14 protein-coding genes are annotated in these 15430 nt (G+C 54.4%); 2 read left to right on the plus strand and 12 right to left on the minus strand.

All coding sequences use genetic code 11. From position 1 onward, the window contains the following. Positions 1–243: 243 nt before the first annotated feature. Genes hcaD through hcaE form a run of 5 tightly spaced genes read right to left on the minus strand, consistent with a single transcriptional unit; the run spans position 244 to position 4460 of the window. Positions 244–1443, minus strand: a complete 1200-nt coding sequence (gene hcaD / locus WG891_RS14370) for a 3-phenylpropionate/cinnamic acid dioxygenase ferredoxin--NAD(+) reductase subunit (protein WP_337263422.1) — start codon at positions 1441–1443, stop codon at positions 244–246. An 8-nt stretch (positions 1444–1451) separates the two neighbouring features. Next, the gene (gene hcaB, locus WG891_RS14375) at positions 1452–2264 is read right to left on the minus strand and encodes a 3-phenylpropionate-dihydrodiol/cinnamic acid-dihydrodiol dehydrogenase (RefSeq protein WP_337263421.1); all 813 of its coding nucleotides are present in this window, start codon (positions 2262–2264) and stop codon (positions 1452–1454) included. Then, on the minus strand, positions 2264–2581 hold the full coding sequence (gene hcaC, locus WG891_RS14380) for a 3-phenylpropionate/cinnamic acid dioxygenase ferredoxin subunit (protein WP_337263420.1): 318 nt from the start codon (positions 2579–2581) through the stop codon (positions 2264–2266). Before hcaC ends, hcaB begins: the two co-directional genes overlap by 1 nt. Further along, entirely contained in the window at positions 2581–3102 is a 522-nt protein-coding gene (hcaF, locus tag WG891_RS14385) for a 3-phenylpropionate/cinnamic acid dioxygenase subunit beta (RefSeq protein WP_337263419.1), read from the minus strand. Before hcaF ends, hcaC begins: the two co-directional genes overlap by 1 nt. Then, positions 3099–4460, minus strand: a complete 1362-nt coding sequence (hcaE, locus tag WG891_RS14390) for a 3-phenylpropionate/cinnamic acid dioxygenase subunit alpha (protein ID WP_337263418.1) — start codon at positions 4458–4460, stop codon at positions 3099–3101. Before hcaE ends, hcaF begins: the two co-directional genes overlap by 4 nt. Positions 4461–4596: 136 nt before the next feature. Here hcaE and hcaR point away from each other — a divergent pair, with 136 nt between their 5' ends. Continuing rightward, entirely contained in the window at positions 4597–5493 is an 897-nt protein-coding gene (hcaR, locus tag WG891_RS14395) for a DNA-binding transcriptional regulator HcaR (RefSeq protein WP_337263417.1), read from the plus strand. A 16-nt stretch (positions 5494–5509) separates the two neighbouring features. Here the strand turns inward: hcaR and WG891_RS14400 are convergent, their stop codons facing one another. The 7 genes from WG891_RS14400 to WG891_RS14430 form a co-directional block, all read right to left on the minus strand. Continuing rightward, entirely contained in the window at positions 5510–7126 is a 1617-nt protein-coding gene (locus tag WG891_RS14400; protein ID WP_337263416.1) for an Ig-like domain-containing protein, read from the minus strand. 76 nt (positions 7127–7202) lie between these two features. After that, complete coding sequence (locus tag WG891_RS14405; RefSeq protein ID WP_337263415.1) at positions 7203–7883, minus strand: ZirU family protein; 681 nt, start codon at positions 7881–7883, stop codon at positions 7203–7205. A 204-nt stretch (positions 7884–8087) separates the two neighbouring features. Next, a complete protein-coding gene (locus WG891_RS14410) occupies positions 8088–8918 on the minus strand; it encodes a ZirU family protein (RefSeq protein WP_337263414.1) in 831 nt (276 codons plus the stop codon). Between the two features lie 108 nt (positions 8919–9026). Continuing rightward, positions 9027–10778, minus strand: a complete 1752-nt coding sequence (locus WG891_RS14415) for an inverse autotransporter beta domain-containing protein (protein ID WP_337263413.1) — start codon at positions 10776–10778, stop codon at positions 9027–9029. Positions 10779–11178: 400 nt separating this feature from the next. Then, complete coding sequence (locus tag WG891_RS14420) at positions 11179–11952, minus strand: MipA/OmpV family protein (RefSeq protein WP_337263412.1); 774 nt, start codon at positions 11950–11952, stop codon at positions 11179–11181. A 178-nt stretch (positions 11953–12130) separates the two neighbouring features. Continuing rightward, positions 12131–12934, minus strand: coding sequence for a CPBP family glutamic-type intramembrane protease (locus WG891_RS14425; RefSeq protein ID WP_337263411.1), 804 nt, complete (start codon positions 12932–12934; stop codon positions 12131–12133). A 3-nt stretch (positions 12935–12937) separates the two neighbouring features. After that, positions 12938–13576 (minus strand): TetR/AcrR family transcriptional regulator, encoded by a 639-nt coding sequence (locus tag WG891_RS14430; RefSeq protein WP_337263410.1) that lies wholly within the window; start codon positions 13574–13576, stop codon positions 12938–12940. Positions 13577–13859: 283 nt separating this feature from the next. Between WG891_RS14430 and WG891_RS14435 the strand changes: the two genes are divergently transcribed. Continuing rightward, positions 13860–15173 (plus strand): NAD(P)/FAD-dependent oxidoreductase, encoded by a 1314-nt coding sequence (locus WG891_RS14435; protein ID WP_337263409.1) that lies wholly within the window; start codon positions 13860–13862, stop codon positions 15171–15173. The last annotated feature ends 257 nt before the right edge of the window (positions 15174–15430 follow it).

The following is a 15430-nucleotide window of genomic DNA, read 5'->3' on the forward strand; positions in this document are numbered from 1 at the left end:
CATCAGAAAGCTGTTAACGATATTAAACGCGATGCTGCGAGATAATAGGCAATGGGTGACAAATTAATCATCACCCATTGACTTTAAACACAGCTGCTCTCCCTTGGGGAGGGCTGGGGTGAGGGGAAGCCCCCCGCCGCTCTCCCTAGAATCAGTGCCACTGTTTCCCCAAGCCTAAAACCGACGCCGCTCAGCTCCCTCTCCCTTGGGGAGAGGGCTGGGGTGAGGGGAAGCACCCCGCTGCTAAATCAGGTTTTTCAGCGCCACCTGCGGATCAGCCAGTTGTTTTTCATCCACCACGGCCCCCTGCTGAATCAACTTGCGCAGATGGCGGATTTCCCGCCCCTGATTCAGGGTGATAGCACCGGTCAGTTTGCCGTCTTGCAGCGCAAACCAGATCGCACTGTGCCCCGCGGTATTCCCGCGCATCAGCCAATGCTCGCTGTGCATCGCGCCAACAAACTGGATATTGCTGTCGAACTGATCGGTCCAGAACCACACCGGCACCGCTGCCGGAGAGGGTTTATCCAACATGGCACAGGCCGCGACCAGCGCTTGCTGATTGGCGTTGTCCCAGGTTTCCAGGCGCACCAGTTGCTCACCCTGGCGGCGCAGCGTGACGTCACCGGCCGCATAGATATTGGCCACTGAAGTGCAGCAATGGTCATCAACGATGATGCCATTAGCGGTCGCCAGCCCGGCCTGAGTAGCCAGTTGATCGTTAGCCTCAATGCCAATGCCATAAATCACCGCGTCACCGCTCAACCGTTCGCCGCTTTGCAAGGTCAGCACCCCCCGATCCTGCTCGAGTGCGGCATGCTCAATGAGCGCATTCAGGCAAAAACGCACCTGATGCTGCTGGTGCAGATGCGTCAGGTAATCGCGCACCGGTGGTGGCGCGTTACGCCCCATCACCATCGGTGCTTGCTCAATCACCGTCACCCGGCAGCCACGCTGTGTGGCGCTGGCCGCCAGCTCCATGCCGATGGTGCCCGCCCCCACGATCAGGATCTGCTGGCCCGCGTTCAGCACAGCGCGCAAACGCCGGGCATCTGCCGCCGTGCGCAGCGTATGCGATTTTTCGCCCAGCGCATCCAGTGCGGCCAAACGGCGCGCTTTGGCACCGGTGGCTAACAGCAATTTGTCCCACACCAACTCTTCGCCATTGGCCAGCACCACGCTGTTCTGGGCAGGATCGATAGCAACCACCCGCGTATTGCTACGCAGGGTGATGTTATTTTTCGCATAGAAAGTGGCCGGCAGAATGTCTTGCAGTTGCGGGGTTGCCGACAGCAGCATGTCTTTCGACAACGGCGGGCGCTCATAAGGGAGCTCTGGCTCTTCGCTGATTAAGGTGATGCTGCCGCTAAACTGTTGTGCGCGTAGCGCGGCGGCAGCCATGGCGCCTGCCTGGCCGCCGCCGATAATCACTATCTGTTTCATTTTGGCTCCTATAACGACAACCCACCCGCAACGTGGCGGATACCGCGGATTGCCAGGCCCGCATCGGCATTGATCATCACGCCGCTCAGCGTGCGATTGTTACGGCGCGACGCCAGCATCACGTAAGGGCCGGTAAAATCTTCCGGCGCAGGGGAGAACTGCAACGGCAAAATGGCCGCGATCTTTTCCGGCGTCAGCGATTGCATAATCGAGGTATCCTGCTGCCCCAGCGCCTGCGGGCCGCGCAGATCGCTGGCCATGCCGCACGGCCCAACGCCGTTGACCCGCACCTTGGGTGCCAGTTCATAGGCCAACTGACGAATCAGCCCCACGGCGGCATGCTTACTGGCGGTGTACAGCGGGCCACCACCGCCCGGATACCAGGCGGCATTGGAGAGCGTAAAGATCATGCTGCCGCCAGAGGCGATCAACGCCGGTGCGCTGGCCTTGGCCCCCAGCAGATAGCCTTTCACGTTGACGCCAAACAGTTCGTTAAAACCGGATTGCAGTTGCTCCGCCGGGGTCGCCAACAGCGAGGCGTTGTGATCCCAGATCCCGGCATTGCCGATAAAACAGTCCAGGCGGCCAAAGCGCGACAGCGTCATCTCCACCGCACGCTGATTATCGGCAAAGCTGGTCACATCCCCCGCTACAGCAACGATCTGCTCACCAAACTGCTGCTGCAACCGGCTCACCTTCTCCGCAGAACGTTCGAGGGTCGCCACGCGGGCGCCCTCTTCAATAAAACGCGTCACCAGCGCCAGGCCCAAGCCCGAGCCGCCACCGGTAATTAGCACTACGTCATCGTTGAGATCGGACATCAGGCTTCCTCCGGGATATCGATAAATACCGCCCCTTCAACCACGCTAACCGAGTAGGTTTGCAACGGGATCGTGGCGGGCAGGCACAGCGCTTTACCGGTTTTCAGGCAAAAGCTGGTGGCATGCAGCGGGCACTCCACGGTTGCGTCTTCGTCGATATAGCCCTCGGACATCGAGGCATTGCCATGGCTGCAGCGATCGTTGAGCGCATAATATTCACCACCGACGTGGAACAGCGCGATCGCCGGTTCGGTATCCAACCGGAGGGCTTCTCCCTCCGGTAACTCTTCAGCAAAACAGGCACGAATTCGCTTCATCAGAACAGTACACTCAGGTTGTGGGAGGTAATCACGGCCTGATCGAGAATGATTTCACGCCCACACAGCCCCCAGCCCGCCGAAGTTGAACGGCGCCGTAACAGATCGGTACGGGTACCGACGTAAATGGTCTCGTCACGCTCTTTTTGCGCCCGGTACAGCAGATAGTTCACCCGCACGGAGAACACATCGGGTTGTTCTGTTTCAGTCACCACGCAGTTACTGACCAAGTGGCGCGTGCGCGACGGCGGCTCTTCGGCCCAGGCCATGCCGGTTTCCAGGCGCGCAACCCGGCGTTCCAGCTGCGATTTGGTGTCGTTGAAAATCCAGGTGGTCGGCGGCTGCGCCCCTTTGCGCCGATCGCGAGTCTGGGTATTGACGGTGGTGCGCATGGTGTAACGCAGATCGTCATCCAGCAGATCCAACCAAGAACGGAATTCCCAATCGTCCAGCAGCGCAGCTTCGTAATAGAGAAATTGGCTGATTTGATGATGGAGCTCAAAAGAGACGGACATACTCATTTCATCACCTCCTGTTGATATGCAGCGGTTTTCTCTTGCACTTCTTTCCAGGTGTCGCTGCTCAGTAGATCCGCCCAGCGCTGGTACATACCGCGCGCGGCGGTTTCTGAAAAGATGTAGTTGGTGATACCGGGAATGCCGTCTTTACGGCGTTTTTCCTGATTGAGCCCCATCTCCAGGCACAGTGGGTTATTACGGGCCTGGTGGCCTTTGAGCAGTTTCTGGATCTCGCACCAGTTTTCTGAATCATCCTGCTCCAGGAAACCGGCAGGGCCGAAGGCTCGCGTGGCGCTGTTTTCAAACGCGGCTTTGGTCTCGGCAGATGCGGCCTTATCGGCGATACAGAATGCCCAGACCTCTACCTGATCCGGCCCGCGTGGGTGCCAGACGCGCAACGTCGCGGTGCCGTTAAGCCAGGAAAGGGTCGGAAAAATATTGTTATGCCCGGCTAAACGCAGCGCACGGATCTTGCCCAAACGCTGCTCCGCTTCGGCATAGCTTTCGCGGTAGTAACGCGAGACTTCACCATCGACCCACACGTTGGCATCCGGTTGTTCGGTGAAGAAGAAACCGCAGCCGTGGCCATCCTGGCCAAACTGCACCGCGTCTTTGGCGGTTTCCCAAACCGGGCGCGGGGTCTGATCGTCACCGAGCTTTTTGTCACTGCCATCCGCCATGCCGCCTAACACCTGCACCGCAGAGACGTGGCTGAACAGAGCGTGGTACTGATCGCTGGCGAATTGTTCCGCAGGGAATTTCCAGTTACAGTTAATCACCCACTTCTGTACACCGCCGACAATTTCGGTGCCGCCTTCGCGGCGATCCAGCAGGCCATCAAGATACCAGGCCATATCGCCCAGGTACTCGGTCAGCGCAGGAGCGCTGGTGTCCCAGTTGCCGAAAATCAGGCCTTTGTACGATTCCACACCGGGCACCTCTTTCAGCCCCCAGTGTGATTTGCACAGCCCTTGTGGATAGGCGCGCGGCTCCAATGGCACTTCAACCAGTTCGCCATCAATGCCATACGACCAACCGTGATAAGGGCAGGTAAAAGCGCGGGTGTTGCCGCTATCGGCATAGCTGACGCGCATTGCGCGGTGCCGACACTGGTTGAGAAACGCTTTGATGGAGCCGTCTTTCTGACGAATAACCACCACCGCGTCTTCACCCATGTAGGTGTTGAAAAAGTCTCCTGGTTTTGGGATCTGGCTTTCATGGGCCAGAAACAGCCAGCAACGGCCAAAAATCCGCTCCAGTTCCAGTTGGTAAATGTCCGGATCGGTATAGATACGTGGCGTAACTTGCCCGTTTTTAGCGTCGATCAAGCTGTAGATGTCTAATTTTGCGCTCGTGGTCATATTATTTAATCCTCATCCAAGAGATGTATTGACCTTCGTAGGGGTTGCGCAAAGGATGTTGCTTTCCAGTTGCTATTTTGTGAAATAGTAAAAATCTACCGTACTAGACATTTTTTCTATGATGGGAGGAAAAAGTATGGAGCTAAGACACTTACGTTATTTTGTCGCGGTAGCGGAAGAACTTAATTTCACACGGGCAGCAGAAAAACTGCACACGTCGCAGCCTTCACTGAGCAGCCAGATCAAAGATCTTGAACAGTGCATCGGTGTACCGTTATTGGCCCGCAATAATCGCCAGGTTTCGCTGACCCGCGCGGGCGAGGTTTTTCTCCCGCAGGCGATCACCATTCTTGACCTCTCTGAACAGGCCAAGCAGTTGGCACGCAAGGCGATGGAGGAACAGGCACGGTTGACCATCGGCTTTGTTCCCTGTGCCGAAGTGAATATCCTGCCCGAGGTTCTGCCGCAGTTGCGCCAGCGGCTCCCCGCTTCCTGTATCGAGTTGGTCAGTCTCATCACCACCCAGCAGGAAGAGAAGTTATTGAAAGGGGAAATTGATGTCGGCTTTATGCGGCGGCCGATTGTCAGTAACCAGTTGAATTATCGGGTGGTGTATCATGAACCGCTGATGGTGGTGATGCACGTCAATCATCCATTAAGCCAAGAGCCGCTGCTCACCCCGCAGCATCTTGATGGCGAAAACTTTATCAGCACCGATCCGGCGCACTCTGGCGCGCTGTATCTGATGGTGGAAAATTATCTGGCGCAACACCACAGCAAGCCGAATACCGTGCAGGCCGCCACCAATATTCTGGTGACCATGAATCTGGTAGGCATGGGGCTGGGCATGTCTATTGTGCCGCGCTATGTCTGCCATTTTCAGTCCTCAAGCGTGGTATTCCGGCCATTACCGGCGGATGCACCGCAGATCGAACTCTTAATGTCCTGGCACAAAGAAAATCACAGCCCCGGTTTGGCGCAAATGCTCGAACTGGTGGCAGACCAGAGCGCTGTATTAGAAGAGCCAGCGTAGCTTTGCAGGCACGGGCTTAAAGCGCTGTTGAACAGGTGACATAGGTTGCGCCATCCAGCGGGAAATCGAACAAACTGCCATTCCCAAGATAAACGTAATGCCGGGCGTTACCACCGCTGACCAGTTCAGTCACCCAATAGTTACCGGCGAACCAGCCGTTAGAATAACTGTTCATCGTGCCCCATTCATTCCACAGTCTACCGTCGGCATCCCGGTTGGCACCGGTCTGGCTCGCCGGGGTTCTATCGGTCATCTGGCCATACCCCGGAACGGCGTAGCCGCCGCCTTGAGAACTGCACCAAGAGGCCGCATCACCGTATGTCATAATGTTGAAATTATTATTTCTAAACCAGCGATTCACGGTGAACGGGTAGGTTAATGTGGTGCCATTGTCTGGGTTCGCCGCCGTCACGGTAACGCTGTTATTACCCGATGTCGGTTCCTGATTGAATCTGACGTTGCCGCTGCCATCGACGCTAACCCAGCTCTGGTTGGAGCTCCAGTTATAAGCGCTGTTACCCGCCGGGGTTTCGCCGATCACCAGTTGGAATGTCGCGCCAACAAACCCTGTCCTTGGGAACCCATCATCAACCGAGAAAGACGCGCCATTGACCAGGATCTGCGTCATCTTCAGTTCTTCGGAAAATTCAACGGTCACCGTCGAGGAAACACCGTTGCTGGCGGTGGCCGTTATCTCACTGCTCACCGCCGATTCACTGGTCAATGCGAGCGTCACTTCGCCGTCGCTGTCGGTTTGAGCGCTGGTGGTGCTCAGCGTCACGCCGTTGGTGGCGGTGAACGTCATGGTTTCCCCCACCACGCTATTGCCCTGGCTATCCTCTACGCTGACCAGCACATTGTTATCATCAACGCCGTTGGCCAGCGCGTTGTTCTGGGTCACTTCCGCATCAACAACATGGACAGGGCCAGCCACAAACAGCGTATCAATAGACTTGCTGTCACTATCAATACTGGCCGTCACCTGTGTGGTACCCGCGATCGCATTAGTGACGTAAGCCGTTGCCACACCATCGACTCCCGTTTGTGCCGTGGCGGAGATCGCGCCTCTATTATCGGCATCGAACAGCACGGTGGCCCCCACGGCGGGTGTGCCGTCCAGATACTGCACGCTGGCACGCACGGTATTCACCGCCTGCCCATCGGCCACCACGCCCAGGGGGGATTCAACCCACGTCAGGCTGGCAATGGTGCGCTGCCATCGGAGATTGATCGGATTCGCCAACTGAGCCGGTACCCCTTCGCTGGGCACGGTGATATTGGGATCGGTCTGCGGGGTGACGATCACATTCAGTTCACTGCCCGCCAGAATATCGCTGAGTTCCAGGGTATAACTTGGGCTGGTCGCCCCGCCGATCGCGGTACCGTCCAGCGTCCACTGATAGGTTGTTCCCTGTTCGGCATCACCATCTGCGTCGTTGAAAGCAGAGGTCACCGTAATAACGTCCCCAACCTGCGGTTGGGTGTTGTTTACCGAGAGCGTCGTCGTCGGCGCTCGCCCATGAACGGGCGTGGTGGATTGCTGGACAGCCTGCGCCGCATGGCTCATGACGGCAGTCAGAGCCAGTAATATCCCGCATAACAACCCCGTGAAGATATCGTTACGGCGCAGCATCCAGCGTATCCATCATACTGATAAGTGAAATCGGCAGGCGTGACATCACATCAAGCCTGCCTGAGCTGACTCTTGCTTACTGAGCCGCTGCGTTGCCCACCACGACCTGGACTCTCAAGCGCTGATCGGTCCGTGCTGGCGTATAGGTGCTGCTGGTTGCGCCACTGATGTCGGTGAAGGTATTGGTGCCGACGCCAGTTTCGATCTGCCACTGGTAGGTCACACCGGTACAGGTGCCGCCCGCACAGGTTGCGGTCGCCGTCAGCGGCGTATCAACTTGTGGATAGCCACCCACTTCACCGCTCACCGTCACGCCCGTCACGGTGCCACCGGCGATGACCGTCAGGGCATTAGAGGCAACGGCAATACCTTCGGCCGGATCGGTAATCGCCGGATCGGTATGCGGTGTCACTAACACCGTAATGGTTTTGCCTAAGTCACCGGCCACAATGGTATAGGTATTGCCGGTAGCCCCCGGAATATCTGCCCCATCGGCCTGCCATTGATAAGTTTGCGGGATCGCAATGTCACCGTCCTCATCACTGAAGGTGCCTGGCGTACCGATACTTAAGGTATCCCCGATATCGATCAGCCCATTACCGCTGGCATTGTCTGAAACGATAGTGCTTTGCGTCACCACCGGGGCGCGCCCTCTGACGGTAGAGGTTGGCGTGGAGGTGATAGCCGACCATGCCGATCCAACAATCAGCATACTGAGCAACATCCCCGATAGCAGAGAACCTAGTTTATGCTTCATCGTTTTCTTTCCTCTAACCGCACTCAAAATCAATGCTTAAACAGCCTTCCACAACGGCACGGAAGGGTGATAAAAGGCATCGCCCCCTCTCCCTGTGGGAGAGGGCCGGGGTGAGGGGCAAGTCGTGCGGTGATTGTCCCCTCACCCTAACCCTCTCCCCAAGGGAGAGGGAACTGGTTAGCCTTAACTGATGAGCATTCAGCGTTAATGCGACACCACTCTGATAGCCCGTTTCTGTAAATCCGCTGTCACCGTCAGTGCTTCTGAAGTGGCACCGGGGATTGCGATAAACACCCCTGAGCCGACCGCGGACTCAACTTCCCACTGATAATTAACTGATGCCCCGTTACATAAGGCAATGGAACACATCGCCACCGCCACCAGGGTATCCCCGACGACGGGATGCTCAGTCAATTCAACGCCATTGCGATATATCAACAATTTCTCCGGTGTTTCCGGCACAAAAGCGATTTCCACACGTTGCTCATGTCCGCCGCTGATGGCGGTCACCGTGGTCACGCCTGGATTGATATTAGCCAGTTTCACCGTTATCAAGCCTTCAGCATCCGTAATGCCTTCCGGCGGTATCACCGTGGCACCGTTATCGGCATGGAACTCGACGGGCACGGCTTCGAGAGGGTTGCCGTGTTGATCCGTCACATGCGCTTCGATTTTATTGACGTCAATGCCGTCGGCGAGCGCATCATCGCTCACCACCGTCAGATCAATAGTGGCGGTGCTGTGATCGGCAATGAGCGTGATTGGGTATCCATCCACCGCTACAGCATCGCCATTGATCGTCGGGGCCACCGTTACGTTACCGGCGACAACCCCGCTCAGCGTCGCGCTATATACGCCGTTATCTTCCGTGACCGGGCTCAGGGTCACTTCTGGCCCGTCGCTCACCGCAAAGGCCACCTTTAATCCAGTAATCGGCTGATGGCGATTGTCCAGCACGCTAAAGCTCAGCGTGCTGGTCTGTACCCCATCAGCAACAATCTCCGCAGGCTCAACGCGGAAAGAAAAGTTATCCACGATCGGTGCATGATTGCTCTCAGTTAAAGTAACTTTAGCCGATGCCAGAGAGATATTGTTAATAGTTGGCGCAATAATGGCCTCGCCTTGAGTCAGCCCTGCGGTTAGCTACGCGCTATAAACCCCTGGCGCGGTTTCTGTCACCGCACTCAACAGCGGGTGGCTCAAGGGCAGGCCGGCCGCGATGTTTGGCGTAAAGTGCACATCCAGCGTCAGCCGATCGGCCATTCCCTGCACCGGCAGGTTATTCACGTCGTTTAAATTCAGGGTAATCAGGCTGGTGGAAACGCCATCCGCAGATATGTCAGCCGGGGAGACCTCTAGGGTAGAATTGTATTTGCTGACCACTTGTGGCGTGACGGTAATCTGCGTGCTGCTCGGGTTGGAGGCATTTCCTTGATTATCGTAAGCCACTGCCCCCAGCGTATAAACGTTACTGCCAGCCGTATAAGGCGGCAGCTTTATCGAGATACTGTGTGAAGAGGTTTGCGTCACGACGCCACCGGCCGCCACTAATGCGGCGGTATCCCAGTCGATGCGCTTCAGCCCATATTTCGCCGCCACCTGCGCATCTACTTTGATCACTTCGAATGCGCTGCCGGTCATCTGATCCGGCAATGCCAGTTGGATAAGCTCCTGCTTCTGATACTCCAGCACAATATCGTTGTTACGCTCCACCAGATCATAACGGCTACCGGCCAAGGTGCGGCTGGCTGCCACCGCCGAGGGATCAATTTGTGTCTGCCAGGGTTCTCCGAGATGGTAATTCAGTTGGACGCTGAGATTGGTGTCGTTTCTGCCCCCTTTACCGGCGCGTTGCTCTACTGCGAGAGTGATCAGTGGGATCGGCGTGTAATTGATCCCCATGGTGAACGCATAAGGGTTTTTCTGCCTGTCGTCTTTGCCAAATAACGCCACCTCATTGCCCCAATACTGTTCATACATCAAGTTGCCGCCGAACTGGGGGTAAGCAGGTAAATAGGCATCGACCCGCAGATCGTAACCGTTGGCCGGGCGTTCATTGTAATCAGCAAAGTCACGGGACTGATGCCAGCCCGTCAGGCGTAAATAACTGTTAGCCGATAGTTTGAGGTAATCTGTCCAGGCTTCGGCACCCAACCCAATACGGCTATTCTTGCCCGTCATATCACGATCAAAAAAAGCGTTAGCGCCGTACATCCAGTTATCCTGCAGGGTACGGATGCCCGCGCCGAGATTGACGGTATTGCGGCTGTCTTTATTACGCAGGCCAAATTGGCTGAATAACAACGATTGCTGATCATCATAAAGCGACACCAGCATATCGAATGAGCTGCCTTCAAGACCAAGGCGATCATTCACGCTAAGCTGGACACGTGCGGTACCAAACTGGCTCAGCCAATGCTGCACCGCGTCGTTGGCTTCCCCCACCACCATAGAACGCGCCATACCGGCGGCGGCCAGCGGCGTGTTGTCGTCTGCCAGTAACGTGGCACCTTTTAGCAGGTTATGGGCTAACCGTTCTTGATAGTGCGGAGCCGGTGCCGCTTGTGTGTCTTCATGATGGCTTGTCAACGGCAGCGAGGCCGTGTGCGGAATATCAATTTCATCGCCGCTGGCTAATTGTTCGAAGGGTTTCGAGAACGCACGGAACTGATTGACTTTTTTTAACTCACCGACCATAAGATGGTATTTTTTCGCCACCTGGGAGACGGTTTCACCCGGTGCCAGAGTATAGGGCACGGTTTCAAGCGGCTCTGCCGGGGCCGTATCTGGCGCAGGAGTCAGCATGTTGGCTATTGCAGGGTAAAAAGATAGGCTCAACGGCAATAGCAGTTGTAAGACTATATTGACCCACACCACAATAGGTTTGCATGTCACCGAGGAAAACTCCTTCTGGATATCAGTTAGCGTAGCCTCGCTTCATGCTTTTCTCAAACCCTGAGCGGTGGCAGAAGCGTGATGCACCGATGAGGGTTTCTTTGTTCATTCTGCGAACGCTTAGCGCTAAAAATAAAAAAGCCGCGCGTTAGCACGGCTCTAAAAATTTCGCGAATCCGCATAAAACAGCAGAATAAAATAGACATTCATTTTAATTCAATATTATCAATTTATTATCACACAATAAAAGGCATGCTACGGCCTGTGTTATGCAAAGTATAGACGTCATATTCAGCCAATTAAATAATAAGCCGTTGGACGCTTTTTATTAAGCAAACATTGTAAATAACTTCAAGTTGCATAACGGGTATATTCCCGTTTAAATCCGATTCACTGCCTATTAAAATTTATATAAAAACCCGGTAGCGACAGTGACGCTATAATCCCGCCAAACCATTGGGCTATCTTTCACTGTGTCACTCACTTGCTCATAATTACCCATCAGGAACAGCTGCCAACTGTCGTTAAGCGCATAATAACTGGCGAGAGAAAGATAAGAAGATACGCCACTTTGAGCACGGTATGCCGCGATCCCGCTGCGCTGTGATTCCTGCTTGCTGACACCAAAGTAATAATCATTGAAAGAACGACTTTGCCACTGCATACCCACGCCAGGCACCAGCTGAAGTTGGCCAAATTGGAAGGCATATTGATAGCCAACGTCAACCAGCACCCCGTTGCTATAGCCAAGAACATCTGTCACTGCTTTACCGCTGACGGTGCCCCAAGCGGCATTATATTGATATCCCATGCCAGCCATGGCGGTAGCGCGCCGCTTATCCAGCTTTTTCATCGCTGGAACACGGCTGTCGGAAGGTTTAAAGCTTAACGGTGAGTAATCAACATTAAAGCTCAAGCCGTGGGTGTCGGTATTAATGATATTAATCCCTGCCCCTTGGCCGCTAATAAAAAACTGCTCTCCTTGATAAGTAACGATGGGTATTGGCATAAATTGCCTATCATAATCCAGATAGGCTAATTGTTCTGCCGCAACGCCTGCACCTACGGACCATTTTCCAGCTTGAGCACCGCCAGAAAATAACAAAGTTATCAGTGAAAACGCCCCTATTGACAGTATTGATGTACGAGTAGAGTAATAAGTAGAATGAGTCATAATAAAGCTCCCAGCGTATTTTAGTTAAAAGTTTGCCGTCAGCGCTGAAAAGCGCCTTTCTAAAAAGAGAGTAATATTGTTGTATACCCAAAAATAATTCGAGTTACAGGAAGGCGGCGACGCACATGCAACTTGAAGTATGACAGGTATAACTACTGCTGAAATAAAATGGCACGTATTATTCTTTACAGAAAAAATCCTGCTCAATGGCAATTAACAAGGCTGCGATCAGAAATAATATTGCGCTCCAGATACATTTGGTTAAAGGCGCTATCTGTAATAACTCCGCCGCCATCACCAATGTAAAGTGAAATAGGACAGCGGCTGGAATACTGCGCTGACAGCGGTAATAAAACCAGTTAGCCATTACGCTGGCAGGAAAGATGCTGATAAAGAAGTTGGCAACGTATATGCCACCTGCCTGCCATAATTGATGCTGATAGGTGCCTTGAATAAAGAATAAGGGCAAATGCCAGAGTGCCCATAAACCGCTGAATACCAGCGTCACCGGTAATAACATTCTCCAGACGCTTCTCAAACTATCCACACCATAGCCGCGCCAACCCAACTCCTCTAACAGCGCCGCAATCAGCGCCAGTGGCAACATCGGCAAAAACCCGCTGGAAACAGCGAACTGGGCGGCGCTCTGCCCCATGCGCACCGACAGCCAGGTGGCGATCACCAACGGGATCAAGATCAAGCCGAACATTATTAACAAGCGCCCTGGCGTTACTCCAGCCAAAGAAAACAACCGCTTACGGAAATCCTGCCATAGCCTGCTGCCAGTTCCGGGGCGGAGCATAATCCCCGCAGCGACGGCCGGGCCGAACAGCCCAGCCAAAGCCAGCGTGATGGTCAGTGGCTGCTCATCAGGTAAATGGCTGATATAAGCGGCTACCATCCATGGTAGCCACGATATGCCAAACACCAAGCCAAAAAATCGCAGTGGGGAATAACTAAGGGTATGGGAAAGATTAGCCATACCTCACCCCTGCCCCTGAATGCTGGCACCCAATACTTGGGCAAAAGAGCCAGGAGCTGCGCCAAACGCCCGTTCGATCAGCAGTAACATGGCTTGCATACGCGCGGCTTCCTCTTCCGGCGTCCAATTAAAAGTTTGATGGCCAAACAAAGACAGTGAACCAGCCAAAATAAACTGAACGGTGGATAACGGATCGGCGACCTGAAAAACCCCCTCTCGATTGCCTTGCTCTACCACCGCAGCCAACACCGGCCCAAAGACCAATACCGTTTCAATATTACTGCGTTCATGCAGCGCGCGATTCTCTGGCCGATGCAAGTCCTCGACCAGCGACTGCCCCTGGTCTACCGTTTGATTCTGCGCTGCAATGATGGCGCAGAATTTTTCAATCGCCCCTAGATGTGGATTGTCAGCGATAAGCTGTGATTGGGCGGTAATATCGGCACACATCTGCTGCGCCAGCGCCTCAAGTATCTCCTCCTTCGATTTAAAATAGTAATAGAACGTGCCCTTGGCGATGCCAGCCGCGCGGACAATCTCATCGACAGAGGTGGTTTCATACCCCTGACTCTGAAACAAGTTACCTGCTGCCTGCAGAATTTCTGCACGACGCACCTCTGGTTTTTTCACTGTACGAGCCATAACCCTTCCTATGTTGTAGTAGATAATATCCACACAATACATAATGACTGACGGTCAGTCAATTAAAATACGCGATTTTTTTGAGCAAGAAAAATTCAGGCTGGAGGGACCGAAAGCAGCCAATAAGCCTGGTTTTCTCCTTTATTCTGATTGACCCCAGTCAATGACAGCCAAGGCAGGTGAGTGGGAGCATCGCTCCATGTATCATGGCTGACGTGGTATCAATACGATCTTGATGCGTTGGTGTCAGGAGCGGACCAGAATCTTAAAAAGGATAACGAGTTTGAAATACGCATCAGTGCCGTTAAATCAGAACCAGAACGGCTGGTTAAAAGACGATCGGTTACCCACCGCCTACCCGGTGCTGATCGGCGATACCGAGGCGGATTGGGTGGTAGTAGGCTCAGGATTTGCCGGTATTTCCTTCGCCAGACGGTTGGCAACCCATGCGCCGCACCTGAAGATCATCGTCGTCGACGCAGCCTGTGCGGCAGAAAGCTCGTCTGCCAGAAACTCCGGGTTTATTATCGGGTTGCCGCATAACATCGGCAGTTCAACGGCGGAACTCAAAAAGGCGCAGTCTTACCGTGATTTGCTGCAGGCCGGCATCGCTCAATTAGCTACCGTGATTGAGCAACAGGGCATTGACTGTGAATGGGAAAACGTCGGGAAATATCATTGCCAGGTCGATACCCGCAATGAGCGCGTGCTGAAGGAATATACGGACAACCTGGATGTGATGAACGAACCGTACCACGTTCTCGATCAAGACGCGCTCTATCAGAAATTAGGCAGCCGCTTTTACCATAAAGGCATCTATACCCCGAGCGCGATTCTGGTCAATCCCGCCAGCCTGATTACTGGCTTAGCCGAGCATTTACCGAACAATGTGAGCGTCTATAACCACACGCCGGTTATGCAGATCCGCCCTGGCAAGGTGGCTCAGGTCATTACCCCTTATGGCACGATTAAAACCGCCAAGGTCATGCTGGCGACCAACGCCCTTTCCAGAGAGCTCGCCCCCGTCACCAGCCAGCAAGCGGCGATGGCAACCTTTGCCAGCATCACCGCCCCGTTAAGCGCAGAACAGCGGCAAAAACTCCCAGAGATGAGCAGTTGGGGGTTGACCCCGGTTAATGCCATTGCCGGGGCAACGTTGCGCTATACCCAGGATCACCGCTTCTTAATCCGCCAGCATGTGACTCCGGCCTTAAATGGCAGAATCACTGCCGCACAGACTTATCACGCCACCCGGTTACACCAGCGCATATTCAATAAGATCTACCCGCAGCTGAAGGATGTGCCGATCACCCGCACCTGGTCCGGCACCATCAGCGTCACCCGCAACGGTGCCCCGGTTTGGGGGGAGCTAAAGCCTGGAATTTATACCGCAGGTGGCTGTAACGGCGCGGGGGTCTCTAAGCAAACCATCGCCGGAACGCTGCTGGCAGATTACGCCTTGGGCCATGATAACCCGCTGATCGGCGCGATGTTGGAACTCGGCAAAGCCAATTATCTGCCGCCTTCACCGGTGCTTGACGTGGCGATTGCCTTGTCGCTGATGAAAGAGCGGTATCTGGGCAGAAAAGAGGTTTGATCGAGCTTGGCGTTATTGGCTAAAGGCCTGGTGCTTGTCAGTTAAGGTTGACCTACTACACTCAAAATAGGGTAAAAGCAGATTGGGCCATGAGTTGATCAGGAAATGTATGCACTCCCAAACTGATGCCGTTGTTGCCGGGGCGTTCAAGGCTGGCGCTGGAAAAAACCAAGGGTTGGTTAAAGGCACGGCAAAAGCGAGGCAGATAAGATGAGTGGCTTGACTGGCTTGGATAAGACGCAACAGATTGAGTTAGA

It is taken from the genome of Serratia sp. MMO-28, from assembly GCF_037199905.1.
Classification (GTDB): Bacteria; Pseudomonadota; Gammaproteobacteria; order Enterobacterales; family Enterobacteriaceae; genus Chania; species Chania oryzae.

Excerpts from the sequence above, each read along its gene's own strand:
- WG891_RS14425 (WP_337263411.1), bottom strand. The coding sequence starts at position 12,934 with ATGGCTAATCTTTCCCATACCCTTAGTTATTCCCCACTGCGATTTTTT.
- WG891_RS14430 (WP_337263410.1), bottom strand. The coding sequence starts at position 13,576 with ATGGCTCGTACAGTGAAAAAACCAGAGGTGCGTCGTGCAGAAATTCTG.
- hcaF (WP_337263419.1), bottom strand. The coding sequence starts at position 3,102 with ATGAGTATGTCCGTCTCTTTTGAGCTCCATCATCAAATCAGCCAATTT.
- hcaR (WP_337263417.1), top strand. The coding sequence starts at position 4,597 with ATGGAGCTAAGACACTTACGTTATTTTGTCGCGGTAGCGGAAGAACTT.
- hcaE (WP_337263418.1), bottom strand. The coding sequence starts at position 4,460 with ATGACCACGAGCGCAAAATTAGACATCTACAGCTTGATCGACGCTAAA.
- WG891_RS14420 (WP_337263412.1), bottom strand. The coding sequence starts at position 11,952 with ATGACTCATTCTACTTATTACTCTACTCGTACATCAATACTGTCAATA.
- hcaB (WP_337263421.1), bottom strand. The coding sequence starts at position 2,264 with ATGTCCGATCTCAACGATGACGTAGTGCTAATTACCGGTGGCGGCTCG.
- hcaD (WP_337263422.1), bottom strand. The coding sequence starts at position 1,443 with ATGAAACAGATAGTGATTATCGGCGGCGGCCAGGCAGGCGCCATGGCT.
- hcaC (WP_337263420.1), bottom strand. The coding sequence starts at position 2,581 with ATGAAGCGAATTCGTGCCTGTTTTGCTGAAGAGTTACCGGAGGGAGAA.
- WG891_RS14405 (WP_337263415.1), bottom strand. The coding sequence starts at position 7,883 with ATGAAGCATAAACTAGGTTCTCTGCTATCGGGGATGTTGCTCAGTATG.
- WG891_RS14400 (WP_337263416.1), bottom strand. The coding sequence starts at position 7,126 with ATGCTGCGCCGTAACGATATCTTCACGGGGTTGTTATGCGGGATATTA.